The sequence below is a fragment of the Gordonia sp. CPCC 205515 genome (assembly GCF_048537925.1).
Taxonomy (GTDB): domain Bacteria; phylum Actinomycetota; class Actinomycetes; order Mycobacteriales; family Mycobacteriaceae; genus Gordonia.
Window position 1 is genome coordinate 75,789 of record NZ_JBCLVJ010000015.1, and the last position, 23,107, is coordinate 98,895.

The following is a 23,107-nucleotide window of genomic DNA, read 5'->3' on the forward strand; positions in this document are numbered from 1 at the left end:
GAGGCGAGTGCCACACAGAGTGACGATCACCGCACCTCGTACAGGATCCCCCGTTCGATGGCCTCCCGAACCACTGGCAGTGCCGCCTGCGCGAGCGCCTCCGCGTCCACGCCATGGAAGTCGGCGAGAAGTTCGATCAGCGCCCCCAGCGGGACCGTGCCGCGGCATCCGGCGAGCAACGCGGTGGACACCTCGTCGACACCGAGGACCGCGCCGGGTCCTCCCGGGCGACGAACCGCGGACGAAATCTGTTGCCACCCCTCATCTCCTGGCAAGGATTGCGAGTCCAGGAAGACCGGCGATGTGGTCAATCGCGCGGCCAACAAGTGCGCGTCGGCGGTGGTGCGCAGGTAAGTTCGGCGAGCGAGGAATGCCTGGGCCTCAGGCCCGGTGACCTCCTCACCGGCTGCGGTGATCTCCTCGAGGACCCGATCGGGCTCCCCGGCGTCGCCGTCGGCACGCTTGCGCAGCGTGATCACCCCCATGCCGATGCCGACGATGCCCTGTTCGGTGAACCAATCCAGCCATGCGGCACCGCGTTCGGCAATCGCTTCGGTGGATTCGCCTGCGTCAGAGAGCCATAGCGAGATGTAGCTGACCGGGTCGGCGAGTTCGCGCTGCACCACCCACGCGTCGAGTCCGGTGGGCTCGAGCCACGCACGGACCCGGTCGCGCCAGTCGGCATCGTCGTGCACGATCCAGTTCGCCAGAAGTTGGGCGGTGCCACCGGGATTCAGATGATCGGGGAGCTGCCGGATCAGCTCCGCGCACAACGCGTCGCCGATCATTCCGGAATCCCGATAGATGTAGTCCTGCGCCCCGGCACCGACGACGAACGGTGGATTGGACACGATCAGGTCGAACCGCTCCCCCGCCACCGGCTCGAACAGACTCCCCGCACGGAGATCCCACGTCATACCGTTGAGCCGCGCGGTTGCCGCGGCCAGCGCGAGCGCGCGCTCGTTGGTGTCGGTGGCGACGATCTCGTCGCAGTGCGCATCGAGATGTAGCGCCTGGATGCCACAACCGGTCCCGATATCCAGTGCGCGCCGAGCCGGCTCGCGAATCACCGCGCGCGCCAACGACACCGACGCGCCGCCGATGCCGAGCACGTGATCGTGGCGCACCGGCGCCGAGCGCATCACCGCGTCCTGATCGGACACGACGAGGTAGTCGCGGACATCGTCGGCGTGCGGTCGGATGTCCAGAGCTGCGCGCAGGGTGCCGTCGTCGTTTCGTTCGAGCACTCCCGCGGCGACCAGCCGCCTGTTGCCGGTCGTCGGAAATGCTTGCGAAACAGCCTCTTCCGGCTCGTCCGAACCGAGGAGAAAGAGCCGGACGATGGTTGCGAGCGTGGCGACCTCGGCGGCCGCCTGCCGGGTGGCACGCAGCGCCGGCCACCAGATCCCACGGCCGAGTGCCTCGTTGGCCTGCTCCCCCAACAGGTTTCCGACACCGTCCGAGTCGTAGCCGGCAGCGCGGAGATCCGCACCGAGCGCATCGATGACCTCGACGTCGTGCAGCGGCTGAATGGTACTCACCCGACCTTCCGGTACTTCTTGTGCATCGCCTGTTTGGACACACCGAGAAGCAGTCCGATCTCCGCCCACGAGAGCCCGGCCTGCCGGGCTCGACGCACCGCGACCTCTTCTTCCCGCGAGATGTCGCGTCGCAACGCCGCGATGCGCGTCAATTGTTCGATGGGCGTCTCGTCGTCGCCCCGGTTCACTGCAGTCCGCATGGACTCCATCGTGCCGACCCAGACGACAATCGTCAACTTAGGTTGACTTGGGCACGGGTTCGATCTACTTGCAGGGCGCGATGTGACCGAGCACACCGGTCCGCAATACGCGATGATCAGGCCATGTCCGGTCTGATCTTCTACTACGGCCCGATGGGCGCCGGGAAGTCCACCTTCGCCCTGCAGACGCAGTTCAATCAGCGCCAACAGGGCCGAGCGGGCCTACTCGTGACCAACCGCGACCGGTCGGGCAACGCGCAGGTCACCAGCCGAATCGGCCTGGAGTCCGAGGCCGAGCTGATCGACGACGACACCGATCTCTATACGCTCGTCTCGAGCCGCCACGAGACCGACGCGCTCGACTTCGTCATCTGCGACGAGGCGCAGTTCCTCACTCCGGCGCAGGTCGAACACCTCGCCCGGCTCGTCGACGTCGAGCACATCGACGTCTTCGCGTTCGGACTCCTCACCGATTTTCGGTCGAGATTGTTTCCCGGCGCCGCTCGACTGGTGGAGATCGCCGACGAGGTACACCGCATGCAGGCGATCGTGCTGTGCTGGTGTGGCGCCCCTGCAATCCTCAACGCCCGCATCGTCGATGATCGGATGGTGCGTTCGGGGGAGGTCATCGCTGTCGGCGACACCGCGTCGGGTCCGGTCAGTTATCGGGCGTTGTGCCGCAAGCACTATGTGGACGGCCGGATCGGACGGTGAAATGGAGCGATGAAGGCCCTGTTCCTCGACATCGACGGCGTGGTCAACAGCCGGCGATCCAGTGTGCGCCACGGCCACCTCGTCGGGATCGATCCGACGCTCGCGGGTCGGGTGCGTCGCGTCATCGCCGAGACCGGCTGCGCAGTTGTGCTGTCCTCGACGTGGCGCCTGTGGGAAGAGAACGTCGCCGAGGTCCGAGCGGGCGTCACATCGGAGCTCTATGGCATGACCCCGTCGATTCCCGGTAGCCGGCGCGGCACAGAGGTCGCGAGCTGGCTGGCCGACCATCCCGAGGTGACGCGCTACGCCATTGTCGACGACAACGCCGACTTCGCCCGAGACCAGCCGCTGTTCCAGACCTCGTGGGAGATCGGGATCACCGACGAGGTCGCGGACGCGCTCATCGCGTACCTGAACGACGAGGACGCGGCTATGCCGGCGCCGCGTCGACGCGGATGGTGGAGACGATTCCTCGGGCGGTAGCGGCGCCCCACCGACCGGATCAGCACCGCGAATACCCCGATTGAGTCGGCCAACCGAGAAATACGGCAATATGGTAGTTCTCAGATCGACGAGTTTGACTACCATGCCCCGAGGAGCCTTGGGTGAGAACCTTTGTTCTGCAGCGAGATAGCGACGTCACCGGGATCTCCGGAACCGGAATCGTCGCCGAGGGAATCGAGTTCACCGACGGCCGCGTCGCGATGCGATGGATTGTCGGCGAGCATCAGTCCACGGTCGTCTGGGACTCGATCGACGCCGTCCACGCCATTCACGGACACGATTACGCAACACAAATCGTCTGGGTGGACACCGGAATCTGACCCCGCCCCATTCGACGCCGCGGTCAATGCGCGGCGTCGAATGCCTCCGCGATCTCCAACGGAATACGTCCACGATCACTCACGTCGTAACCGTTTTGCCGGGCCCAGTCCCGAATCGCTTGTGTCTGTTCCTTGGGACGCTTGCCACCGGCCATACTCGCATGGCCTTTGTTGCGTCCCGCGCGCCGCGATGCCGCAATGTACTTCTCGAGACTCTTGCGAAACTCCTTGGCGTGCACCGAGGATGTGTCGAATTCGTAAGATTTGCCATCGACGCCGAACTCGATGGTCACCGCTTCTTTCAGGTCTTTGCCGTCAATGTCGTCAATAAACTGCACTACAGTCTGCTTCGCCATACTCGAGAACTCCCCTTTCGAGATCGCGCCCCACTGACGCGCGCACAACCATAGCAGGGGTATTTACTGCGAAATAACACACAAAAGTTGTTAAACAACAAAAGGGATGCATTCTGTTGATCGCGAATTCACATCACTGGACGAATTACCGACTTCGACGTCGGTGACCTGCCCGAACCACCTGCATCGCCGTCGGTGACAAATGCGGCCGATTCCGACCTGACTATTCACGATTCACGGGATGATTTCGTGACCGATGCACCGATCCACATACCGCAGATTCCCTGGTGCGCGAGGGGGGACTTGAACCCCCACGTCCTAAGACACTGGAACCTAAATCCAGCGCGTCTGCCAATTCCGCCACTCGCGCGTGGCGCCGGACACATCCGGCGCGGACCCAGCGTACCGCCCGCTCATCGATCGATGCTGGCCAGGTACCGTCGAGGGTATGCAATCCGGTTCGACCAAGCCCCGGCGACGGCATCGTCCGGCGCTCATCGCGCTGGTCGTCGTCGCCGCCGTCGCCTGCCTCGTGTTGGCATGGTGGCAGTGGAGCCGCTACGAGTCGGACTCCGGAACCGCCCAGAATCTCGGGTACGCGTTGCAGTGGCCGGCGTTCGCAGCCGCATTCGTCTACGCCTACCGGCGATTCGTCGTCCTGGAGAGTGACCCCGAGGAGCAGCGCAAGATCGCTCCCGACGCGAAGGGCGCCACCGAGATCCCCGCGGGCATCCTCCCCGACCGCCCGACCACCCCCAGCGCCTCGTCCCTGTCCTCGGAGCCCGACGCCACCGAGGATTCCACGTTGGCGCAGTACAACTCGTATCTGGCCGATCTGGCCGGACAGCAGCCGACCGCCACCACCCCCAGCAGTGAGGAACAGCCCCGGTGACCGAAATCTCCACTCCGGCCTCGACCACCCCCGTCGACAAGGTCCGCAGTGCGCTCCTGCGCTACCGCGTCCTCGCCTGGATCACCGGTCTGTGGTTGCTGTTGCTGGTCGCGGAACTGATCCTCAAGTACGGGTTCGGCAACGACTCCCTCGACTTCGTGCCGATCGTGCACGGCTGGGTCTATTTCGTCTACCTCATCTGCGCCGTCGACCTGGCGATCAAGGTGCGTTGGCCGCTCGGCAAGATCATCGTCACCGCCATCGCGGGCACCATCCCGTTCCTGTCGTTCTACGTCGAGCACATCCGCACCAAAGAGGTCAAAGCCCAGTACCACCTCTGACGCACGCTGTTCACGAGCTGCTCGACAGCTCGTGACCGCACGATCAGCGTCGGTTCACGCCCACCCGACCACTATGGCCGGGTGCGTATCGTGCAGCTCGCCAACTTCTACGGCGCCCGGTCCGGCGGTCTGCGGACCGCGGTCGATCGGTGGGGCGCCGGCTATGTCGCCGCCGGTCACGAGGTCATTCTCGTGGTGCCCGGCATTCGGGACTCGGCGCAGACGCTGGCCAGTGGCGTCGAGCGACTCACCGTCCACGCCGCCCGACTCCCCTGCTCCGGCGGTTACCGGGTGGCCTCCGCGCGCCGGGTCGCCGACGTGCTCGAGCACCTGCGGCCGGACGCGATCGAGGTCTCGGATCGCTTGACGCTGCGCGGCTTCGGACGGTGGGCCCGCGTCCGCGACGTCCACGCGACGATGGTCTCCCACGAACGTCTGGATCGACTGCTCGGCATGGCGCTGCCCCTACCCGCCGCCCGGACGCTCGCCGACGAGGCGAATCGCCGTACCGCGCACTCGTTCGACGCGATTGTCTGCACCACCGACTTCGCGGCCGCCGAGTTCCACCGGATCGGCGCCCGCAACATCCACCGCGCGCCGCTGGGCGTCGACCTCGAAATGTTCGCGCCCCGGCACGCCGACCCGGCACTGCAATCGCGATTCACCAACGGATCGACGACGCTGATCACCCACTGCGGTCGGTTGTCGCCGGAGAAGCGCGCCGATCGCAGCATCGCCGCCATCGCCCGGCTGCACGCCGCGCGGCGGCCGGTGCATCTGGTGGTGGCCGGCGACGGTCCCCGACGACCCGCCCTGGAACGCGCGGCGCATGGGCTACCGGTCACCTTTCTCGGGCATGTGACCGATCGCCGCCAGGTCGCTGCGCTGCTGGCCACCACCGAGATCTCGCTGGCGCCGGGTCCGCATGAGACGTTCTGTCTGTCGGCACTGGAGTCGCTGGCATCGGGCACGCCCGTGGTGGCGTCGCAGTCGTCGGCGGTGGCCGGACTCGTGGACCGCACATGCGGCGCGCTGGCCGACGATTCCGGCGACGGATTCGCCGCCGCGATCGACCGCATCCTCACGGTTCCGCGACCGGTGCGCGAGCGTGCGGCCCGCATGCGCGCCGAGCAGTTCCGGTGGCCGGACTCGGTCGACACCATGCTGGCCATCCATCGCGGTGAGCCAACCCAGGCCGGCTCGTGAGTTCAGCCCTGCGACAACTCCCGCAACGCCGGCACCAACTGCGCCAACGCCTTTCCGCGATGACTGAGTGCATCCTTCTCCGCACCTGACAGCTCGGCCGACGAACGACCTTGGGCCACTTCGTCGTCGGGGACGAACAGCGGGTCGTAGCCAAAACCGTTGGCACCCCGCGGCTCCGGCAGGATGGTTCCCCGCCATTCGCCGCGGACCACCGTCTCCGATCCCGTCGGCAGCACCAGCGCGCAGGCCGAGACGAATGCTCCCCCGCGTCGTTCGGCCGGCACATCGGCGATCTGCGCGAGCAGCAGGTCGTTGTTGGCCGTGTCGTCGCCGTGTCGGCCGCTCCACCGCGCCGACAGCACCCCTGGCATCCCGTTCAGGGCATCCACCGAAATCCCGGAATCGTCTGCCAGACAAGCCAATCCGGTCGCCGCAGCACCCGAACGCGCCTTGATCAGGGCGTTCTCCTCGAAGGTGGCGCCGGTCTCGGGTTCCTCCGGATACTCGGGCACGTCATCGAGTCCGACGACGTCGAGCCCGGTGATCCCCGCCGCCGCGACCACCCGTCGGAGCTCGGCGAGCTTCTTGGCGTTGCGACTCGCCAGCAGCACCGTCGTCATCAGGACTTGCCGGGCAAGCGGCCCGGGTAGTCGGCGGCGAGCGCGGTGCGCTGCGCGTCGAACAACTTGTCGGTACCGATCATCGCCATGTCGAGGAGTTTGTCGAGGGTGGCGCGCGGGAAGGTGGCGCCCTCGCCGGTGCCCTGCACCTCGACGAGCGTACCGGCGTCGGTGGCGACGACGTTCATGTCGACCTCGGCGCGGGAATCCTCCTCATACGGAAGATCAAGGCGCACACGGCCATCCACGACACCGACACTCACCGCGGCGATCATGCAGGACAGCGGCTGCGGATCCTTGAGCCGCCCCGCGGCACCCAGCCAGGTGACCGCGTCGGCGAGTGCCACGTAGGCGCCGGTGATCGCGGCGGTCCGGGTGCCACCGTCGGCCTGTAGCACGTCGCAGTCGAGTGCGATGGTGTTCTCGCCGAGTGCGGCGAGGTCGATGCAGGCGCGCAGCGACCGGCCGATGAGGCGGCTGATCTCGTGGGTCCGTCCGCCGACGCGGCCCTTCACCGATTCGCGCGACGACCGCTCATGGGTCGCCGACGGCAGCATCGCGTATTCGGCGGTCAGCCAGCCCAGCCCCGATCCGCGACGCCACGGCGGTACTCCCTCGGTCACGCTCGCGGTGCACATCACGCGTGTCTGACCGAATTCCACCAGCACCGAACCCGCGGGATGAGTGGTGAACCCCCGGGTGATCGTGATCGGTCGAAGCTCGTCGTCGGTCCTGCCATCTGCTCGTGTCGTCACGGCCTCAACTCTAACGACCGCACGAGAAACCCCGATCAGGGGACGAGGTCGAACACCTGTCCCTGGCGGACCAGGTCGACCGGGCCGGAGAACGTGCTGCGTGCCTCGGCGAGGATCGCCTCGGGGTCCGACCAGGGCGCGACGTGGGTCAACGCCAGCGCCCGCACCCCGGCCTTCGTCGCGATCTGCCCGGCCTCGTAGCCCGACAGATGCAGGTTCGGCGGCCGGTCGTCGGGCGCGTGGGTCCACGACGCCTCGCACAGGAAGATGTCCGCGCCGGCGGCCACGTCGACGACCTCGTCGCACATCCCGGTGTCCCCGCTGTAGGCGATGACCTGTCCGTGCGGGCCGGCGATCCGCAGTCCGAACGTGTCCGGCGGATGGTTCACCTCGATCGGGGTGATCGTCAGGCCGTCCAACTCCACCGGCACACCGTGCTGCCACTCGGTGACGTGAAATGTGTCGGAGATGTCGTCGACCTCGCCGGGGACCTCCGACGACGCCGCCCCCAGACGCAGGTCGACGTCCCGCGGGCCGTAAAGGCGGGCGCGCGAGGTGGCCGGTGTCGGTGCATAACGCCGCCACACCAGCATCGCCGGCAGATCCAGACAGTGATCGGCATGCAGGTGACTGAGGATGACGTCGACATCGATGGGATCGGCGCGCCGCTGCAGTTCCCCGAAGACCCCGGGCCCGCAGTCCATCAGGACCGGCTGCTCACCGTCGACCTCGAGCAGGTATCCGGAGCAGGCGGCGCCGGGTCCACCCACACTTCCGGAACATCCGAGGACGGTCAGCCGCATAGGCCTACTGTGCCATGTCGCTTGAGCGACCGTGACCGGGATGGGTCACAAGTCGTCAACGAAGGCGCACCGTGGCTCACGGGCGGGAGTCACAGGTGCTGGACCTGACCGATTGCGGGCCCGAGGAACCGGGAGGACAGCCGGGCGAAGAACTCCGGATCGCCGGTCGACTGGAACAGCCGTGAGGCCACCCGGTCACTGTGCGGATGCAGCAGGTCGGCCTCGGTCAGCACCTTGAAGACGTCCTTCGCGGTCTCCTCCGCACTCGAGACCAGCGTTACCTGCTCGCCCATCGCGAGTTGGATGACGCCGGACAGCAGGGGGTAGTGCGTGCAACCGAGGACGACGGTGTCGACGTCGGCCTCCTGCAGGGGTTCGAGGTAGCCCTGGGCGAGACCGAGGATCTGCCGTCCGCTGGTGATGCCGCGTTCGACGAAGTCGACGAACCGCGGACAAGCGACCGCGGTGATCTCGACGTCCCGCGCCGCCGCGAACGAATCCTGGTAGGCGCGTGAGGAAATCGTCGCGGCGGTACCGATCACCCCGATGCGCCCGGTCTTGGTGGCCACCACCGCGCGGCGCACCGCGGGCAGGATCACCTCGATCACCGGGATCGGCGCATAGCGCTCCCGCGCGTCACGCAGACATGCGGCGGACGCGGTATTACAGGCAATGACAATCACTTTCACGCCACGCGCGGCGAGGTCGTCGCCGATGGCCAGCGCGTGACGGCGCACCTCGGGGATGGTCAACGGACCGTACGGCCCATTGCCGGTGTCGCCGATGTAGATGACGTCCTCGTCGGGCAGCAGGTCGATGATGGCGCGCGCGACGGTGAGGCCGCCCACGCCGGAGTCGAAGATGCCGATCGGCGCGTCCGCCCGGCGTGCTGGTGCGGTGTCTATGACCGCACCCCCGGATACTGCGGGCCGGACAGACCGGGACCGGGGAACTGCGTCGCGGCCTTCGCCTTTCGACGACGATCCCGGTCGGCGAGATACCACGCGGCGAGCACACCGCCGAACGCACCGAACAAGTGCGCCTGCCACGAGATGGTGGGATTGCCGGGCAGCACACCCCAGAGGATCGACCCGTAGATGATGAACAACACGACCCCGCCGAGCACCTGCCAGAAGTCGCGGTTGAACAGCCCGCGCACCAGCAGATAGGTGAGCCAGCCGAAGATGATGCCGGACGCGCCGACGGTGACGGTGTACGGCGGGGCGAACAGCCATACGCCGAGTCCGGACACCAGCCACACGATCGCGGTCACGACGATGAAGTGGCGGGTCATCAGGACCAGGAAGCCGAGCACGAGTCCGGGCAGCAGGTTCCCGATCAGGTGCGCCCAGTCGGCGTGCAGCAGCGGCGCCCAGAGGATGCCGTCGAGTCCATCGAGTTGGCGCGGTTCGATGCCGTTGTCGTCGAGCCGGTAGTTGGTCGCAGCGTCGATGGCCTCGATGACGAACAGCAGCACCGTGATGGCGGCCATGATGATCACCGACCGGAGCCAGAGTGGTTGTGGCCGAGTGGCGCCCGGGCTGGTCGGCGCGGGGTTGGCTGTCATGGGTTTCCTGTTCGCTACGGCGTCATGCCCAGAGCTGGCCGTCGAGGGCCTGCTCTGCCTGCTCCAGGCTACCTTCGTACGCTCCCGTGCTCAGATACTTCCATCCGGCGTCGGGGATGACGAGCCCGATGTCGGCGCGCTGGCCCTTCTTCATCGCACCCCGGCCGACCCCACGGGCCGCCTGCAGGATCGCCCCGGTGGAGATGCCGGCGAAGATGCCCTCGGAGTCGATCAGCTCCCGTACCCGGGCGACCGCGTCGACGCCCTGCACGGAGAACCGGCGGGTCAGGACGGAGTCGTCGTAGAGTTCCGGCACGAAGCCCTCGTCGATGTTGCGCAGGCCGTAGACCTCGTCGCCGTAGCGCGGTTCGGCCGCGACGATCTCGATCTCGGGGTTCTGTTCGCGCAGATACCGTCCGACGCCCATCAGGGTGCCGGTGGTGCCGAGGCCGGCGACGAAGTGCGTGATCTCGGGCAGATCGGCGTAGAGCTCGGGACCGGTGCCCTCGTAGTGGGCGAGCATGTTGGCCTCGTTGCCGTACTGGTAGAGCATCACCCAGTCGGGGTTTTCCGCGGCCAGCTTCTTCGCGACCGCGACCGCCGTATTCGAGCCGCCCGCCGCCGGCGACGAGATGACCTCGGCGCCAAACATTTTCAGCAGCGATCGACGCTCTTCCGAGGTGTTCTCGGGCATCACGCAGATCAGCTTGTAGCCCTTGAGCTTGGCGGCCATCGCCAGCGAGATGCCGGTGTTGCCGCTCGTGGGTTCCAGGATCGTCGAGCCCGGCCGTACGAGTCCGTCACGTTCGGCCTGCTCGATCATGCGCAGCGCGGGCCGGTCCTTGATGGAGCCGGTCGGATTGCGGTCCTCGAGCTTGGCCCAGAGCCGCACGTGCGGTCCGTCGTCGGTGTCGTCCCAGCGTGGCGACAGTCGTTGCAGGCCGATCAGCGGGGTGTGCCCGACCGATTCGATCAGCGAGGTGTAGCGCGCCACCGGCGACTATCCGCCCGCGACGGCGGGCAGGATGGTGACGTCGTCGCCGTCGTCGATGGTGGTGTCGAGGCCGCCGGAGAAGCGCACGTCCTCGTCGTTGACGTAGATGTTGACGAAGCGGTGCAGCTTCCCGTCCGCGACCAGCCTCTCCTTGATCCCGGGGTTGCCCGATTCCAGGCTGTCGATCACCTCGGACAGGGTGGCGCCACTGGCCTCGACGCGCTTCTCGCCGCCGGTGTGGGGTCGCAGAATGGTCGGGATGGACACGGTTACCGGCATGGTTTTCAGCTCCTGATCTCGATGGGTTCTTCGGTCACCACGCCGTCGACGATCCGGTAGCTGCGGATCTCGGTGGCGTCGGTGTCGCGGGTGGACACCAGCACGTAGTGGGCGTTCGGTTCGCTCGCGTAGGAGATGTCGGTGCGGCTCGGGTAGGCCTCGGTCGCGGTGTGCGAGTGATAGATCACCACGGGTTCCTCGTCGAGACGGTCCATCTCGCGCCATACCTTGAGCTGCTCGGTGGAATCGAACCGGTAGAACGTGGGCGAGCGTTCGGCGTTGGTCATCGCGACAAACCGTTCGGGCCGATCCGACCCTTCCGGTCCGGCGATGATGCCGCACGCCTCGTCGGGATGGTCGGCACGCGCGTGCGCGATCATCTCGTCGACCAACTCTTGGCTGATCGTCAGCACCTGAACTCCTCCTGAAGACATCAGCCTTGCCCAACGCTGCCGACGTCCACGCTATTCCGCGCGCGAGGTGAACGCCGACGGCACCACGTCGCGGTACGCGGGGATCCCGGCCACCGACGTCGCCGCGAGCACCGCACCCACGATCGCCCGTGCGACGACCACCGCCGCCACTCGACCCACCTCGGCCACCACTGCGACGTCCGGATTCATCCCGCGTGGGACCAATGGAGGTGGTTCGGGATGCAGGCGCCCGGTGGCCACGGCGAAGATGGTGTCGCCGTCGAGGGGGGAATGGGCGGGCACGATCGCCCGGGCGAGTCCGTCGTGGGCGGCCATCGCGACGCGTTTCGTCGACGCCGGATCGAGCGTGGCGTCGGTGGCGACCACCCCGATGGTGGTGTTGAGCACCGTCTGTTTGGCAACGAGATCGGCGAACCCGGCCACGTCGCCGGGCGAGGGCTGCTGTAGTCCGTGATAGCCAAGCTCGGAAGCGCCTGCACCCCATGGTAATCCGGTGGCCGGATCGATGACCGAGCCGACCGGGTTGGCGACCATGAGTGCCCCGACGGTGATGCCCGCGGCCGGACCGTCGGCGATCGTGCGCGACGCGGTGCCGACCCCGCCCTTGACCGCGCCCGCCCGCGCGCCCGCACCGGCCCCCACCGAACCGATCGCAACCTCGCCCGACGACCCGGCCAGCGCACGCCGGCCGAAGTCGGCGTCGGGCCGGGACGTCCAGTCCCCCACCGGCAGGTCGAAGATCACCGCGGCAGGGACGATCGGCACGACGTGCCCGCGCTCGTCCATCGGCAGTCCTACACCCGCCGCCTCCAGGCCGCCCATGACGCCGTCGGCGGCGGCCAATCCGTAGGCGCTGCCGCCGGTGAGCACGATCGCGTGCGCCGTCTGGACGGTGTTCGACGGATCGAGCAGATCGGTCTCGCGGGTGCCCGGTCCGCCGCCGCGGACATCGACGGCGCAGACGGCGTTCGGCGCGGTGATCCGCACGATCGTGGTGCCGGTCGCCCAGCCGGCACCGTCGACGTCGACGGTCGCGACCTTTGCGTCGGCGTCGATGAAGTGATGCTGCCCGACCTCGATCCCGGCGACCTCGGTGATCCGATCCCCGGCACGCGCGGACTCGCCCATCAGATCAGGGCCTCATCACATCAAGGCCTCGACGAGCAGTTCCTGCATCACCGTCAGCCAGTGATAGACGTCGAGATGAGCGGCGTGCGGATGATCCGGCGGCAACTGGTCGGGCGTGTCCTCGGTGATGCCGAGCATCGCGCCGAGCGCCAATCGCACGTCGTTGAGCGCGGTCAGCCACTCCATCGCCTGCGCCTCGGTCAGCGCGAGATCCCCGCCGCCGGCCGGCAGGGTATCCAGAACACACTGCGCCGCCGCCATCTTCGCGGCGATGATGTGCGGCTCGTGCACGCTGCGCAATGCGCCGTTGAAGTCGCCGTTGACCACGTCCGCCGACAGGGTGTGGTCCTGGTCCGGCCGGTGAAAGTCCGGCAGCAGCCGTCCCAAGGTCGCATCGGTGGGGGTACTGGCGTGGCCGACCGGGATACCGGTGAGCTCCGACAGTTCATCTTTCGGTGCGGTCGACTCACGTTCGGTGAGCAGTTCGGCCATCGACGTCACCATCGACGCCAGCAACTCCACCTCGTGCACATCGAGATTCGAGCAGATGCGCACCGACGCGCCACGTCCTTTGCGTTTCCAGGTACGCACGGGGTATCTCGGATTCCTTATCGACTCGAACGCGCGATCAGGTGTCGCGCTGCATCGTCGCCCACAGGCCGGCCGCTTGCAACTTACGGACGTCGCCCTCGACCTTGTCGCGCTCCCCCGCCGACACCACCGCCTTGCCCTCGGTGTGGACCTGCATCATCAGTTCGTTGGCGCGCGACTCGGAGTAACCGAAGATCTTCTGGAACACGAACGTCACGTAACGCATCAGATTGACCGGGTCGTCCCACACGATCGTGACCCAGGGCCGGTCGAGTGCGGTCGCGCCATCGGCGACGCCGGGCTCGGCCACCGCGGTACCGGTGCCCTCGCGCCGCTCCTCGGCTCGCTCGGCCCGAGTAGTAGCCTCATGCGCACGAGTTTCGTCAAGCGCCATGAGGACAAGGGTAAGCGATTGTGACCATCGACAACACCGCGTTGCTCACCGATCAGTACGAACTGACCATGATCTCGGCCGCGTTGCGCAAGCCGATGGCGCATCGGCCGTGCGTCTTCGAGGTGTTCGCGCGGCGCCTGCCCGACGGCCGTCGCTACGGCGTCGTCGCCGGGACCGGCCGACTACTCGACGAACTCACCAAGTTCCGTTTCGGGCCCGACGAATTGGCGGTGGTCAGTGAGTTCCTCGACGCCGACACCGTCGACTGGCTGCGCGACTATCGCTTCTCCGGCGACATCGACGGCTACCGGGAAGGGGAACTCTATTTCCCCGGCTCACCCATCTTGACGGTGCGGACGAGCTTCGCCGAGGGCGTACTGCTCGAGACCCTGTTCCTGTCGATCCTCAACCACGACAGCGCAATCGCGTCCGCCGCGGCCCGCATGGTCAGCGCCGCCGGCTCCCGACCGATCATCGAGATGGGGTCGCGGCGCACCCACGAACGCGCCGCGGTCGCCAGCGCACGCGCCGCCTACCTGGCCGGGGTGTCGACCACGTCCAACCTGGAGGCCCGCCGCACCTACGGCGTGCCCAGCGCCGGTACCGCGGCGCACGCCTTCACCCTGGGTTTCGCCGGCCCCGACGGCCCGGACGAGAAGGCCGCCTTCGCCGCGCAGATCGAGGCGCTCGGCGTCGGCACTACCCTGCTGGTGGACACCTACGACATCACCCAGGGCGTCAAGAACGCGATCGAGGTCGCCGGACCCGACCTCGGCGGGGTCCGGATCGATTCCGGCGACCTGGGCGTGCTGGCCCGACAGGTGCGTGAGCAACTCGACTCGCTCGGCGCCACCACGACCAAGATCGTCGTCTCCGGCGACCTCGACGAGTACGCCATCGCATCGCTGCGGGCCGAACCCGTCGATCTCTACGGCGTCGGCACCTCCCTGGTCACCGGCAGCGGCGCCCCCACCGCCGGCATGGTGTACAAACTCGTCGAGGTCGACGGCATTCCGGTGGCGAAACGGTCGAGCCACAAAGAGTCCAAGGGCGGCGCCAAGGCCGCCGCCCGCGCGGCCCGATCCACCGGCACGATCGTCGAGGAGATCGTCTACCCGGCCACCGGCGAACCACCGGCCGTGGACGGTCTCACGGTGCGTCCCTTGCAGATTCCCCTCGTCCGAGACGGCAAGACCGTCGACGATCTGCCCAGCCTGGCCGACGGACGGGCCCACCTGGCCGACGCGCTTGTCAGTCTCCCGTGGGAAGGTCTTGGTCTGTCCCACGGCGATCCGGCGGTACCCACCCGGTACCACCTCGGTTAGGAGCACCGATGCCCGACCACAGCGGCGAGAAGGCCGCACGCGATCAAGCGCTCGTCGTCGTCGACGTGCAGAACGACTTCTGCGAAGGCGGCGCTCTCGGCGTCAACGGTGGTGCCGCGGTCGCGCGCGCCGTCGACTCGATCCTCGGCGAGTACCAGACCGTGGTCGCCACCCGCGACTATCACGTCGATCCCGGCGATCACTTCTCCGATCACCCCGACTATGTCGACACCTGGCCGCCGCACTGCCGCGTGGGCACTGACGGCGTGTGGTTCCACCCATCCTTCGACGCCACCAAGGCGCAGGCGGTGTTCTCCAAAGGCGAGTACGCCGCGGCCTACTCCGGCTTCGAAGGCGTCGACGACGACGGCACCACTCTCGCTGATTGGCTACGCGCACATGGCATTTCCCGCGTCGACGTGGTCGGCATCGCCACCGACCACTGCGTCCGGGCCACCGCCCTGGATGCCGCCGCGAACGGCTTCACCACCCGGGTGCTGCTGAACTTCACCGCCGCCGTCGCGTCGGCGACCACCACGAAGGCATTGCGGGAGATGCGCGGCGCCGGCGTCGAACTCGTCGGCGACCTCCTCTACGACGGATCGTCGCGCGCCGAATGAGTTCTGCCCCACCGGTGACCGCACTGCTCGACGCCGCGGTCACCGCTCTCGGCGGTAGTCGCCGTGACGGCCAGGTCCGGATGGCCTCGGCCGTCGCACATGCCATCGACACCGGCGAACACCTCGCCGTGCAGGCCGGCACCGGCACCGGAAAGTCGTTGGCCTACCTGGTACCCGCCATCCGGCACGCCATGGAGTCCGGTCGGACGGTCGTCGTGTCGACAGCGACGATCGCGCTGCAACGCCAGCTCATCGAACGCGACCTGCCGCGGCTGGCCGGGGCCCTGGCCGGACCGATGGATCGCGAACCCACTTTCGCGATCCTCAAGGGTCGTGGAAACTATTTGTGCCTCAACAAAATCCACAACGGCACCGCCGAGGAACCGGCCACCGAACTGTTCGACGCGTTCGAGTTGTCACGCACCGGCCGCGAGGTCACCCGACTGCGGGAGTGGACCTCGGACACCGAGACCGGCGACCGCGACGATCTGACCCCGGGTGTGTCCGACAGGTCGTGGCGGCAGGTGAGCGTGAGCGCGCGGGAGTGCCTCGGCGCCGCGAACTGCAGCTATTCCGAGGACTGTTTCGCCGAACGCTCCCGGCGCGCGGCGGGCAAGGTGGACGTCGTGGTCACCAACCACGCGATGCTGGCGATCGACGCGATGAGCCCGGCGAACATCCTGCCCGAGCACGACGTGGTGGTGATCGACGAAGCCCACGAGCTCGTCGACCGCATCACCTCGGTGTCCACCGAGGAGATCTCCGGCGCCGGTATCACGCTCGTCGCCCGGCGCTGCGGCAAGCTCCTCGACGAGGAGATCGCCGATGCCCTCGAGGGCGCGGGCGAACAGCTCGGCGAACTCCTCGCCGACGCCCCGGTCCGCGAATGGACCCGACTGCCCGGCGGCATGCCGGAGGCGTTGGCGTCCCTGCGCGATCGGCTCTGGCAGGCGCGCAGTGCGATCGGTCCGGTGCGAGTGCCCGGCATGGGGTCCGACGATTCGTCCGCCGCCCGATCGGCCGCCCTCACCTCGCTGGAGGACACACACGACACCGTCGTACGCATCCTCACCGCCTTCGACATTCCCGACGAGACCAAGAAACGCGACGTCGTCTGGCTCGCCCAGGACCGCTTCGCCGGCGAGATCCGGCCGGTGCTGCGGATCGCCCCGCTGTCGGTGGGCGGTCTGCTGCGGGCCTCGCTGTTCGCCCAGTCCACGGTCATCCTCACCTCGGCAACCCTGACCATCGGCGGCAACTTCGACGCCCTGGCCGCCACCTGGGGACTGCCCGCCGCCGGACGCCGCGACACCGACGGCACCGAACCGGGTGACGATCCCGGCACCAACGCGAACGTCACGGCCACCGGGCGCAGCGCGCCGGCCGATGACGCCCCGCTGCGCTGGTCGGGCCTGGACGCCGGTTCCCCCTTCGACTACCCGCGCTCGGCGATCCTCTACGTCGCCCGGCATCTCCCGCGCCCCGGCCGCGACGCCATCGCGTCGGCGACGATGGACGAGCTCGCCGGGCTGATCGACGCCGCGGGCGGACGCACGCTGGGGCTGTTCTCCTCGATGCGGGCGGCCAAGGAGGCCGCCGAGGCGATCCGCGAACGCAGCACCCGCCCGGTGCTCTGCCAAGGCGATGACACCACCTCCACGCTCGTCCGGCGCTTCGCCGAGGACCCCGACACCTGCCTGTTCGGCACGCTCTCGCTGTGGCAGGGCGTGGACGTGCCCGGCCCGTCGTGCACGCTGGTGGTGATCGACCGAATCCCGTTCCCCCGACCCGACGATCCGCTGCTCACCGCACGTCAGCGTGCGGTGGAGGCCCGTGGCGGCAACGGATTCCTGACGGTCGCCGCCAACCATGCCGCCCTCCTGCTCGCCCAGGGCGCCGGGCGGCTGCTGCGGGCGACCGACGATCGGGGCGTCGTCGCCGTTCTCGACTCCCGACTGGCCTCGGCCGGATACGGTGGGTACCTGCTCGCGTCGCTGCCTCCGTTCTGGCGGACGACCGATGGTGATCTGGTTCGGTCTGCGCTGCGCAGACTGGCTGCGATCCCCTACGGTTGAGTGCAACGGCGACAGCAGGCAACGGTGCAGCCGGATCGGCACCCGCCGACGGGTCGCGCAATGCGACGAGAGGAGACGTGCAGTGATCGGGCGGATGGGGATCGAAGAAATCCAACCCCTGGTGTCGGCGGGCCAGTTTCCAGCGAAAGGCGTTGTCGGTGAACTGATTCCGGTCAGCACCAGCGCGTGGCGGGAGGGCCACGACGCGCTCGGCGTCACCCTCCACGTCGACGGCCCCGGTCAGCGGAGCTTCGACCTCCGAATGCACCCGGCACCGGATACCCCCGACGCGTTCAACGCCGCGTTCGTGCCGGACAGCATCGGTTTCTGGGTCTTCCGGATCGAGGCGTGGAGCGATCCGTACACCACCTGGCGGTCGGCGGTTCGCAAGAAGGTCGACGCCGGCCAGGGGGCCGCGGACCTCGCCAACGACCTGGAGACCGGCGCGCGCCTCCTCGAAGGCGCACGCGAACAATTCCCGGTCGAGGCCTACGACGCGGTCGACGACGCCATTGCCTCGCTGCGGTCGCAGCGCCGCCGTGTCGAGAACCGGGTCAACCTCGCCATCTCCGCGGAGATCGCCGAACTGTTCGAGACCCATCCGGTCCGCGAACTGGTGACCAAATCGCGATCGTATCGGGTCTGGGTGGATCGGCGTCGGGCGCTGTTCGGCTCCTGGTACGAGTTCTTCCCGCGCTCCACCGGCGGCTGGGACAACGACGGCAACCCGGTCCACGGCACCTTCCTCACCTCCGTCGACGACCTCCCGCGGATCGCCGGGATGGGCTTCGACGTGGTCTACCTGCCGCCGATCCATCCGATCGGCAAGGTGAACCGCAAGGGCCGCAACAACACTCTCGTCGCCGGACCCGACGACGTCGGATCCCCGTGGGCCATCGGCTCCGACGAGGGCGGCCACGACGCCATCCATCCGCAACTCGGCACTGTCGAGGACTTCACCTACTTTGTCTCGCGCGCCCGCGAACTCGACCTCGAGGTGGCCATCGACCTGGCGCTGCAGTGCGCCCCGGACCATCCGTGGGCAGCCGCGCACCCTGAGTGGTTCACCGTGCTGCCCGACGGCACCATCGCGTATGCGGAGAACCCTCCGAAGAAATACCAGGACATCTACCCGCTCAACTTCGACAACGATCGCAACGGCATCTACCGGGCCGTTCTGAAGGTGGTACTCGACTGGGTTTCTTTGGGCATCAAGATCTTTCGGGTCGACAATCCGCACACCAAACCCCCGAACTTCTGGGAATGGCTGATCGGCGAGGTGAAGAAACGCGACCCCGACGTGCTTTTTCTGTCCGAGTCGTTCACCCGGCCCGCACGCCTGTACGGGCTGGCGCGCGCCGGATTCACCCAGTCCTACACGTATTTCACCTGGAAAACCGAGAAGTGGGAGCTCGAGGCGTTCGGTCGGGAACTGGCCGAGCACGCCGACGAGGCGCGGCCGAATCTGTTCGTCAACACCCCGGACATCCTGCACGCCAGCCTGCAGTACGGTGGCCCGGGCATGTTCGCGTTGCGCGCCGCGCTGGCCGCCACCCTGGCACCCACCTGGGGCGTCTACAGCGGTTACGAACTCTACGAACACATCGCGGTGGCCGACGGCAGCGAGGAGTACCTGCATTCGGAGAAGTACGAACTGCGTCCGCGGGACTACAAGGCGGCCGCGAGTCGCGGTGAGTCGCTGGAACCGTGGATCACCTCACTCAACGCGATCCGACGCCGCCATCCGGCGCTGCAGCAGTTGCGCAACATCCACTTTCACCACATCGACAATCCGGCACTGATCGCCTACTCCAAGATCGATCCGGTGTCCGGCGACCGCGTCATCGTGGTGGTCAACCTCAATCCCTACGGCACCGAATCGTCCACCGTCTGGCTCGATCTGCCCGCCCTCGGCTACGAGTGGCATGACCGGTTCCCCGTCCGCGATGAGGTCACCGGCCACGAATACCAGTGGGGCCAGGCCAATTACATCCAGCTCGAACCCTGGCACCAGGTCGCGCACATTTTCGCGCTGCCACCCCTCGATCCGTCCGCCGCCCGTCGACTCGCCTACCGGATTCAGTGAGGTTCCCGTGACCAAGTCCCCGGATGATTCACGACCGAGCAACGTACGCAAGGCCACCAAACCGGCCACCGCCACACCGGCCGCGAAGTCGGCAGCGAAACCGGCCAAATCGGCCACCGGAAAGGCGTCCACAGCCAAACCCGCGACGCCGCAACCCTTTGCCTCCGACCATGATCTGCGCCGGATCTTCAGCCTGACCCACCCCGATCCGCACGCGTTCCTCGGTGCACACGAGGCGCCGGACGGCTACACCATCCTGCGTACCCTGCGACCCGACGCCACCGAGGTCACCGCGGTGATCGGCGGTGTCGATCACCCGATGCTGCACCAGAGTGACGATCTGTGGGTGGTCGCGGTGCCGATCACCGACCTGATCGACTACCGCTACCGCGTGGCCTACCCGAACGCCGACGGCGGCACCGACGAGTACGTCGTCGCCGACGGCTATCGCTTCCTGCCGAGCTTCGGCGAGGTGGATCAGCATCTGTTCTCCGAGGGCCGACACGAGCGGCTGTGGGACATCCTCGGCGCGCGCCTCGTCTCCTACACCACGCCCGATGGCGAGGTGTCCGGCGTCGCGTTTTCGGTGTGGGCGCCCAACGCCCATGGCGTCGCGGTGATCGGCGACTTCGACGCGTGGCAGGGCAGGCTCGCGCCGATGCGACAGATCGGCAGCAGCGGCATCTGGGAGGTGTTCGTCCCGGACCTCGGTGCCGGCGAGCAGTACAAGTTCCGGGTACATTGCTCCGACGGCGTGGTCCGCGACAAGGCCGACCCGATGGCCCGCGAGACCCGCACCCCACCCTCGACCGTGTCGGTCATCAGTTCGACGGCGCATGTCTGGACCGACGACGACTGGATCGCCAAGCGTGCGACCGGCGACGCACTGACCGAACCGATGAGTTGCTACGAGGTGCATCTGGCGTCCTGGCGGCAGGGACTGTCCTACCGCGAGGTCGCCGACGAACTCGGTGCGTACCTCGTCGAAAAGGGTTTCACCCATGTGGAATTCCTACCGGTGGCCGAGCATCCGTTCGGCGGTTCCTGGGGTTACCAGGTGACGTCGTACTACGCGCCGACGGCCCGCTTCGGCTCCCCCGACGACTTCCGCTACCTCGTCGACCACCTGCACTCGCTGGGCATCGGGGTCATCGTCGATTGGGTGCCCGCACACTTCCCCAAGGACGACTGGGCCCTCGCCCGCTTCGACGGCACCCCGCTCTACGAAGATGGCGACCCCATGCGCGGCGAGCAGTTGGATTGGGGTACTTACGTTTTCAACTTCGGACGCCGCGAGGTCCGCAATTTCCTGGTGGCCAACGCGCTGTTCTGGTTCGACGAGTTCCACATCGACGGACTGCGCGTGGACGCCGTCGCGTCGATGCTCTACCTCGACTATTCACGGCCCGAGGGCGGGTGGCGGCCGAACATCTACGGCGGCCGCGAGAACCTGGAGGCGGTGCAGTTCCTCCAGGAGACCAATGCCACGGTGCACAAACTCTTTCCGGGCGTCGTGACCATCGCCGAGGAGTCCACCGCGTGGCCCGGGGTCACCCAGGACACCACCCTCGGCGGGCTCGGCTTCAGCTTCAAATGGAACATGGGCTGGATGCACGACACCCTCGGGTACCTCGGCCGCGACCAGGTACATCGCAGTTTCCACCATCACGAGGTCACCTTCTCGCTGATGTATGCGTGGAGTGAGCATTTCGTGCTCCCCATCTCGCACGACGAGGTGGTGCACGGCAAGGGCACGCTGTGGTCGCGGATGCCGGGCGACTCGTGGAACAAGGCCGCGGGTGTGCGTGTCCTGCTCGCCTACATGTGGTCGCATCCCGGTAAGCAGTTGCTGTTCATGGGCCAGGAGTTCGGGCAGACCGGCGAATGGTCGGAGAGCCGCAGCCTCGACTGGCACCAGTTGCAGGGCTGGGAAGGCGAATTGCACTCCGGCATCTCGGCTCTGGTCACCGACCTGAACGCCACCTACCGGGCGTGCCCGGCCCTCTACAGCCAGGACGGCACGCCGCTGGGCTACGAGTGGATCGACGCCAACGACACCGCCAACAACGTGATCTCGTTCCTGCGGTGGGGATCCGACGGCTCGGTGGTGGCCTGCCTGTTCAACTTCTCCGGCTCGGACCGCGAGAACTACCGAGTGGGCCTGCCCATCGCCGGGACCTGGGAGGAGATCCTCAACACCGACTCGTCCGCCTACGAGGGTGCCGGCAAGGGCAACCTCGGCAGCGTCGTCGCCGACGGTCCCGCCTGGCATGGACGGGACTCCTCGGCGTCGGTGGTCATCCCCGCGAACTCGGCGATCTGGTTGGCGCCCAAGCCCGAGAAGTAGACCGGGGCGTCAGTACAGCGCGGTCGCCAGCCGACGTCGCGCCGACACCACGAACGGCTCGGCCGGATCGAACAGCTCGAACAATTCGAGCAGCCGGGTCCGGGCGCGGGTGCGGTCGTCGCCGGCGGTCACCTTGACGACGTTGATGATCCGGTCGAAGGCGGCGTCGGGTTGCTGCGCGAGCAGTAGCACATCGGCGGCCGCGAGTTGCGCGTCGACATCGGCCGGCGCGGCGCTCTCCACGATCGACGGATCGTGTGCCTGCGCGCGCAGCACGAACTCGAGATTTCGTGCGGCCGAAGCTGCTTCGGTGTTCGACGGTTCGGCCTCGGCGATCGTCCGGTACGCCGCGAGCGCGCCCTCGAAATCACCGGAGTTCAGCGCCTGCTCCGCGGCAACCATCCGCGGGTCCTCCGGTTCGGGCGCCGCATCGGCCGGCACTCCGCCGGGTAGCACGTCGCCGAGTTGGCCGAGGATCTCCCCCACCCACGCCGAGATCTCCGCCTCGGACTTGACGCCGTTGAACGCCGATACCGGCTGACCCTGCGCGATGGCCACCACCATCGGAATGGACTGCACCCGGAAGGCCTGGGCGACACGCTGATTGGCGTCGACATCGATCTTGGCGAGCACCCACGCGCCTTGCGCGCGGGCGGCCAGCGATTCGAGCACCGGCGAGAGCTGCTTGCACGGCTCACACCATTCCGCCCACAGGTCGACGAGCACCAGCTGCTGCTGCGAGCGCGCCAGCACCTCGGTTTCGAAGGTCGCATCGGTGACGTCGATGACGGCACCCCCCGCCGGAGCAGCCGACGGACCCCCGCCGGCACCGGGTGGCGGCCCGGTCGGCGCGCTCGGTGCGGATCGTTGGGCCGCGGCCCGCTGCTGGGCCTCGGCACGTTCTTTGAGTCCGGACAGGTCGACGGCGCCGGCCATCGCCGCCGCCGCGGAAGCAGCCTGCTGGCGGGCTGCGGCCGCCTGCTGCCGATTGGTTGGTCGTGTCACCCCAACAGTG

26 protein-coding genes and 1 tRNA gene are annotated in these 23,107 nt (G+C 67.7%); 11 read left to right on the forward strand and 16 right to left on the reverse strand.

The window, feature by feature from the left end; translation table 11 throughout:
- Window positions 1-26: 26 nt before the first annotated feature.
- Window positions 27-1,541, reverse strand: a complete 1,515-nt coding sequence (locus AAFP30_RS21935; RefSeq protein ID WP_419232134.1) for a DUF7059 domain-containing protein — start codon at window positions 1,539-1,541, stop codon at window positions 27-29.
- Window positions 1,538-1,741 (reverse strand): hypothetical protein, encoded by a 204-nt coding sequence (locus tag AAFP30_RS21940; RefSeq protein WP_419232135.1) that lies wholly within the window; start codon window positions 1,739-1,741, stop codon window positions 1,538-1,540. The genes AAFP30_RS21935 and AAFP30_RS21940 overlap by 4 nt, the downstream gene beginning before the upstream one ends.
- A 123-nt stretch (window positions 1,742-1,864) precedes the next feature.
- Here AAFP30_RS21940 and AAFP30_RS21945 point away from each other — a divergent pair, with 123 nt between their 5' ends.
- The 3 genes from AAFP30_RS21945 (at window position 1,865) to AAFP30_RS21955 (ending at window position 3,279) form a co-directional block, all read left to right on the forward strand.
- Window positions 1,865-2,455: a thymidine kinase gene (locus AAFP30_RS21945; protein WP_419232136.1), complete on the forward strand. Its 591-nt coding sequence runs from the start codon at window positions 1,865-1,867 to the stop codon at window positions 2,453-2,455.
- 9 nt (window positions 2,456-2,464) lie between these two features.
- The gene (locus AAFP30_RS21950; protein ID WP_419232137.1) at window positions 2,465-2,938 is read left to right on the forward strand and encodes an HAD domain-containing protein; all 474 of its coding nucleotides are present in this window, start codon (window positions 2,465-2,467) and stop codon (window positions 2,936-2,938) included.
- Window positions 2,939-3,060: 122 nt separating this feature from the next.
- On the forward strand, window positions 3,061-3,279 hold the full coding sequence (locus tag AAFP30_RS21955) for a hypothetical protein (protein WP_419232138.1): 219 nt from the start codon (window positions 3,061-3,063) through the stop codon (window positions 3,277-3,279).
- A gap of 23 nt (window positions 3,280-3,302) precedes the next feature.
- Here AAFP30_RS21955 and AAFP30_RS21960 read toward each other — a convergent pair whose 3' ends face one another.
- Together AAFP30_RS21960 and AAFP30_RS21965 are read right to left on the reverse strand one after the other, a co-directional pair.
- Complete coding sequence (locus AAFP30_RS21960; RefSeq protein WP_419232139.1) at window positions 3,303-3,635, reverse strand: histone-like nucleoid-structuring protein Lsr2; 333 nt, start codon at window positions 3,633-3,635, stop codon at window positions 3,303-3,305.
- A gap of 285 nt (window positions 3,636-3,920) precedes the next feature.
- Window positions 3,921-4,005, reverse strand: a tRNA-Leu gene (locus AAFP30_RS21965).
- A 78-nt stretch (window positions 4,006-4,083) separates the two neighbouring features.
- Between AAFP30_RS21965 and AAFP30_RS21970 the strand changes: the two genes are divergently transcribed.
- The 3 genes from AAFP30_RS21970 to AAFP30_RS21980 all read left to right on the forward strand — a co-directional run bounded on the left by AAFP30_RS21970 (window position 4,084) and on the right by AAFP30_RS21980 (window position 6,074).
- Window positions 4,084-4,527 (forward strand): transcriptional regulator, encoded by a 444-nt coding sequence (locus AAFP30_RS21970; protein WP_419232140.1) that lies wholly within the window; start codon window positions 4,084-4,086, stop codon window positions 4,525-4,527.
- Window positions 4,524-4,868, forward strand: a complete 345-nt coding sequence (locus tag AAFP30_RS21975; RefSeq protein ID WP_419232141.1) for a DUF3817 domain-containing protein — start codon at window positions 4,524-4,526, stop codon at window positions 4,866-4,868. The genes AAFP30_RS21970 and AAFP30_RS21975 overlap by 4 nt, the downstream gene beginning before the upstream one ends.
- An 81-nt stretch (window positions 4,869-4,949) precedes the next feature.
- Complete coding sequence (locus tag AAFP30_RS21980) at window positions 4,950-6,074, forward strand: glycosyltransferase (RefSeq protein WP_419232142.1); 1,125 nt, start codon at window positions 4,950-4,952, stop codon at window positions 6,072-6,074.
- A 2-nt stretch (window positions 6,075-6,076) separates the two neighbouring features.
- On the opposite strand, the gene AAFP30_RS21985 is transcribed toward AAFP30_RS21980, so the two are convergent.
- From AAFP30_RS21985 to clpS, 11 genes are all read right to left on the reverse strand, one after another.
- Complete coding sequence (locus AAFP30_RS21985) at window positions 6,077-6,694, reverse strand: non-canonical purine NTP pyrophosphatase (RefSeq protein ID WP_419232143.1); 618 nt, start codon at window positions 6,692-6,694, stop codon at window positions 6,077-6,079.
- The gene (rph, locus tag AAFP30_RS21990; RefSeq protein ID WP_419232144.1) at window positions 6,694-7,449 is read right to left on the reverse strand and encodes a ribonuclease PH; all 756 of its coding nucleotides are present in this window, start codon (window positions 7,447-7,449) and stop codon (window positions 6,694-6,696) included. Before rph ends, AAFP30_RS21985 begins: the two co-directional genes overlap by 1 nt.
- A 35-nt stretch (window positions 7,450-7,484) precedes the next feature.
- Window positions 7,485-8,252, reverse strand: coding sequence for a cyclic nucleotide-degrading phosphodiesterase (locus tag AAFP30_RS21995; RefSeq protein ID WP_419232145.1), 768 nt, complete (start codon window positions 8,250-8,252; stop codon window positions 7,485-7,487).
- An 89-nt stretch (window positions 8,253-8,341) separates the two neighbouring features.
- Complete coding sequence (murI, locus tag AAFP30_RS22000; protein WP_419232181.1) at window positions 8,342-9,157, reverse strand: glutamate racemase; 816 nt, start codon at window positions 9,155-9,157, stop codon at window positions 8,342-8,344.
- Window positions 9,154-9,819: a rhomboid family intramembrane serine protease gene (locus tag AAFP30_RS22005; RefSeq protein WP_419232146.1), complete on the reverse strand. Its 666-nt coding sequence runs from the start codon at window positions 9,817-9,819 to the stop codon at window positions 9,154-9,156. Before AAFP30_RS22005 ends, murI begins: the two co-directional genes overlap by 4 nt.
- A 22-nt stretch (window positions 9,820-9,841) precedes the next feature.
- Window positions 9,842-10,813: a PLP-dependent cysteine synthase family protein gene (locus AAFP30_RS22010; protein WP_419232147.1), complete on the reverse strand. Its 972-nt coding sequence runs from the start codon at window positions 10,811-10,813 to the stop codon at window positions 9,842-9,844.
- Window positions 10,814-10,819: 6 nt separating this feature from the next.
- Window positions 10,820-11,092, reverse strand: coding sequence for a MoaD/ThiS family protein (locus AAFP30_RS22015; protein WP_419232148.1), 273 nt, complete (start codon window positions 11,090-11,092; stop codon window positions 10,820-10,822).
- 5 nt (window positions 11,093-11,097) lie between these two features.
- Window positions 11,098-11,505 carry a Mov34/MPN/PAD-1 family protein gene (locus AAFP30_RS22020; protein WP_419232149.1) on the reverse strand — a complete coding sequence of 136 codons (408 nt, stop codon included), beginning with the start codon at window positions 11,503-11,505 and terminating at the stop codon, window positions 11,098-11,100.
- 51 nt (window positions 11,506-11,556) lie between these two features.
- A complete protein-coding gene (locus tag AAFP30_RS22025; protein WP_419232150.1) occupies window positions 11,557-12,654 on the reverse strand; it encodes a P1 family peptidase in 1,098 nt (365 codons plus the stop codon).
- 15 nt (window positions 12,655-12,669) lie between these two features.
- Window positions 12,670-13,245: a DUF2017 domain-containing protein gene (locus tag AAFP30_RS22030; protein ID WP_419232151.1), complete on the reverse strand. Its 576-nt coding sequence runs from the start codon at window positions 13,243-13,245 to the stop codon at window positions 12,670-12,672.
- A gap of 37 nt (window positions 13,246-13,282) precedes the next feature.
- Window positions 13,283-13,639 carry an ATP-dependent Clp protease adapter ClpS gene (clpS, locus tag AAFP30_RS22035; protein WP_419232152.1) on the reverse strand — a complete coding sequence of 119 codons (357 nt, stop codon included), beginning with the start codon at window positions 13,637-13,639 and terminating at the stop codon, window positions 13,283-13,285.
- 20 nt (window positions 13,640-13,659) lie between these two features.
- Between clpS and AAFP30_RS22040 the strand changes: the two genes are divergently transcribed.
- From AAFP30_RS22040 to glgB, 5 genes are all read left to right on the forward strand, one after another.
- Window positions 13,660-14,964 carry a nicotinate phosphoribosyltransferase gene (locus AAFP30_RS22040; RefSeq protein WP_419232153.1) on the forward strand — a complete coding sequence of 435 codons (1,305 nt, stop codon included), beginning with the start codon at window positions 13,660-13,662 and terminating at the stop codon, window positions 14,962-14,964.
- Between the two features lie 8 nt (window positions 14,965-14,972).
- On the forward strand, window positions 14,973-15,584 hold the full coding sequence (locus AAFP30_RS22045; RefSeq protein ID WP_419232154.1) for an isochorismatase family protein: 612 nt from the start codon (window positions 14,973-14,975) through the stop codon (window positions 15,582-15,584).
- Complete coding sequence (locus tag AAFP30_RS22050; protein ID WP_419232155.1) at window positions 15,581-17,659, forward strand: ATP-dependent DNA helicase; 2,079 nt, start codon at window positions 15,581-15,583, stop codon at window positions 17,657-17,659. The genes AAFP30_RS22045 and AAFP30_RS22050 overlap by 4 nt, the downstream gene beginning before the upstream one ends.
- 82 nt (window positions 17,660-17,741) lie before the next feature.
- Complete coding sequence (locus AAFP30_RS22055; protein ID WP_419232156.1) at window positions 17,742-19,745, forward strand: maltotransferase domain-containing protein; 2,004 nt, start codon at window positions 17,742-17,744, stop codon at window positions 19,743-19,745.
- 175 nt (window positions 19,746-19,920) lie between these two features.
- Window positions 19,921-22,092: a 1,4-alpha-glucan branching protein GlgB gene (gene glgB / locus AAFP30_RS22060; RefSeq protein WP_419232182.1), complete on the forward strand. Its 2,172-nt coding sequence runs from the start codon at window positions 19,921-19,923 to the stop codon at window positions 22,090-22,092.
- Between the two features lie 9 nt (window positions 22,093-22,101).
- Here glgB and AAFP30_RS22065 read toward each other — a convergent pair whose 3' ends face one another.
- A complete protein-coding gene (locus AAFP30_RS22065) occupies window positions 22,102-23,097 on the reverse strand; it encodes a tetratricopeptide repeat protein (protein WP_419232157.1) in 996 nt (331 codons plus the stop codon).
- Window positions 23,098-23,107: the final 10 nt, after the last annotated feature.

Excerpts from the sequence above, each read along its gene's own strand:
- AAFP30_RS21940 (WP_419232135.1), bottom strand. The coding sequence starts at position 1,741 with ATGCGGACTGCAGTGAACCGGGGCGACGACGAGACGCCCATCGAACAA.
- AAFP30_RS21945 (WP_419232136.1), top strand. The coding sequence starts at position 1,865 with ATGTCCGGTCTGATCTTCTACTACGGCCCGATGGGCGCCGGGAAGTCC.
- AAFP30_RS21950 (WP_419232137.1), top strand. The coding sequence starts at position 2,465 with ATGAAGGCCCTGTTCCTCGACATCGACGGCGTGGTCAACAGCCGGCGA.
- AAFP30_RS21960 (WP_419232139.1), bottom strand. The coding sequence starts at position 3,635 with ATGGCGAAGCAGACTGTAGTGCAGTTTATTGACGACATTGACGGCAAA.
- AAFP30_RS21970 (WP_419232140.1), top strand. The coding sequence starts at position 4,084 with ATGCAATCCGGTTCGACCAAGCCCCGGCGACGGCATCGTCCGGCGCTC.
- AAFP30_RS21985 (WP_419232143.1), bottom strand. The coding sequence starts at position 6,694 with ATGACGACGGTGCTGCTGGCGAGTCGCAACGCCAAGAAGCTCGCCGAG.
- AAFP30_RS21995 (WP_419232145.1), bottom strand. The coding sequence starts at position 8,252 with ATGCGGCTGACCGTCCTCGGATGTTCCGGAAGTGTGGGTGGACCCGGC.
- AAFP30_RS22005 (WP_419232146.1), bottom strand. The coding sequence starts at position 9,819 with ATGACAGCCAACCCCGCGCCGACCAGCCCGGGCGCCACTCGGCCACAA.
- AAFP30_RS22015 (WP_419232148.1), bottom strand. The coding sequence starts at position 11,092 with ATGCCGGTAACCGTGTCCATCCCGACCATTCTGCGACCCCACACCGGC.
- AAFP30_RS22025 (WP_419232150.1), bottom strand. The coding sequence starts at position 12,654 with ATGGGCGAGTCCGCGCGTGCCGGGGATCGGATCACCGAGGTCGCCGGG.
- clpS (WP_419232152.1), bottom strand. The coding sequence starts at position 13,639 with ATGGCGCTTGACGAAACTCGTGCGCATGAGGCTACTACTCGGGCCGAG.
- AAFP30_RS22045 (WP_419232154.1), top strand. The coding sequence starts at position 14,973 with ATGCCCGACCACAGCGGCGAGAAGGCCGCACGCGATCAAGCGCTCGTC.
- AAFP30_RS22050 (WP_419232155.1), top strand. The coding sequence starts at position 15,581 with ATGAGTTCTGCCCCACCGGTGACCGCACTGCTCGACGCCGCGGTCACC.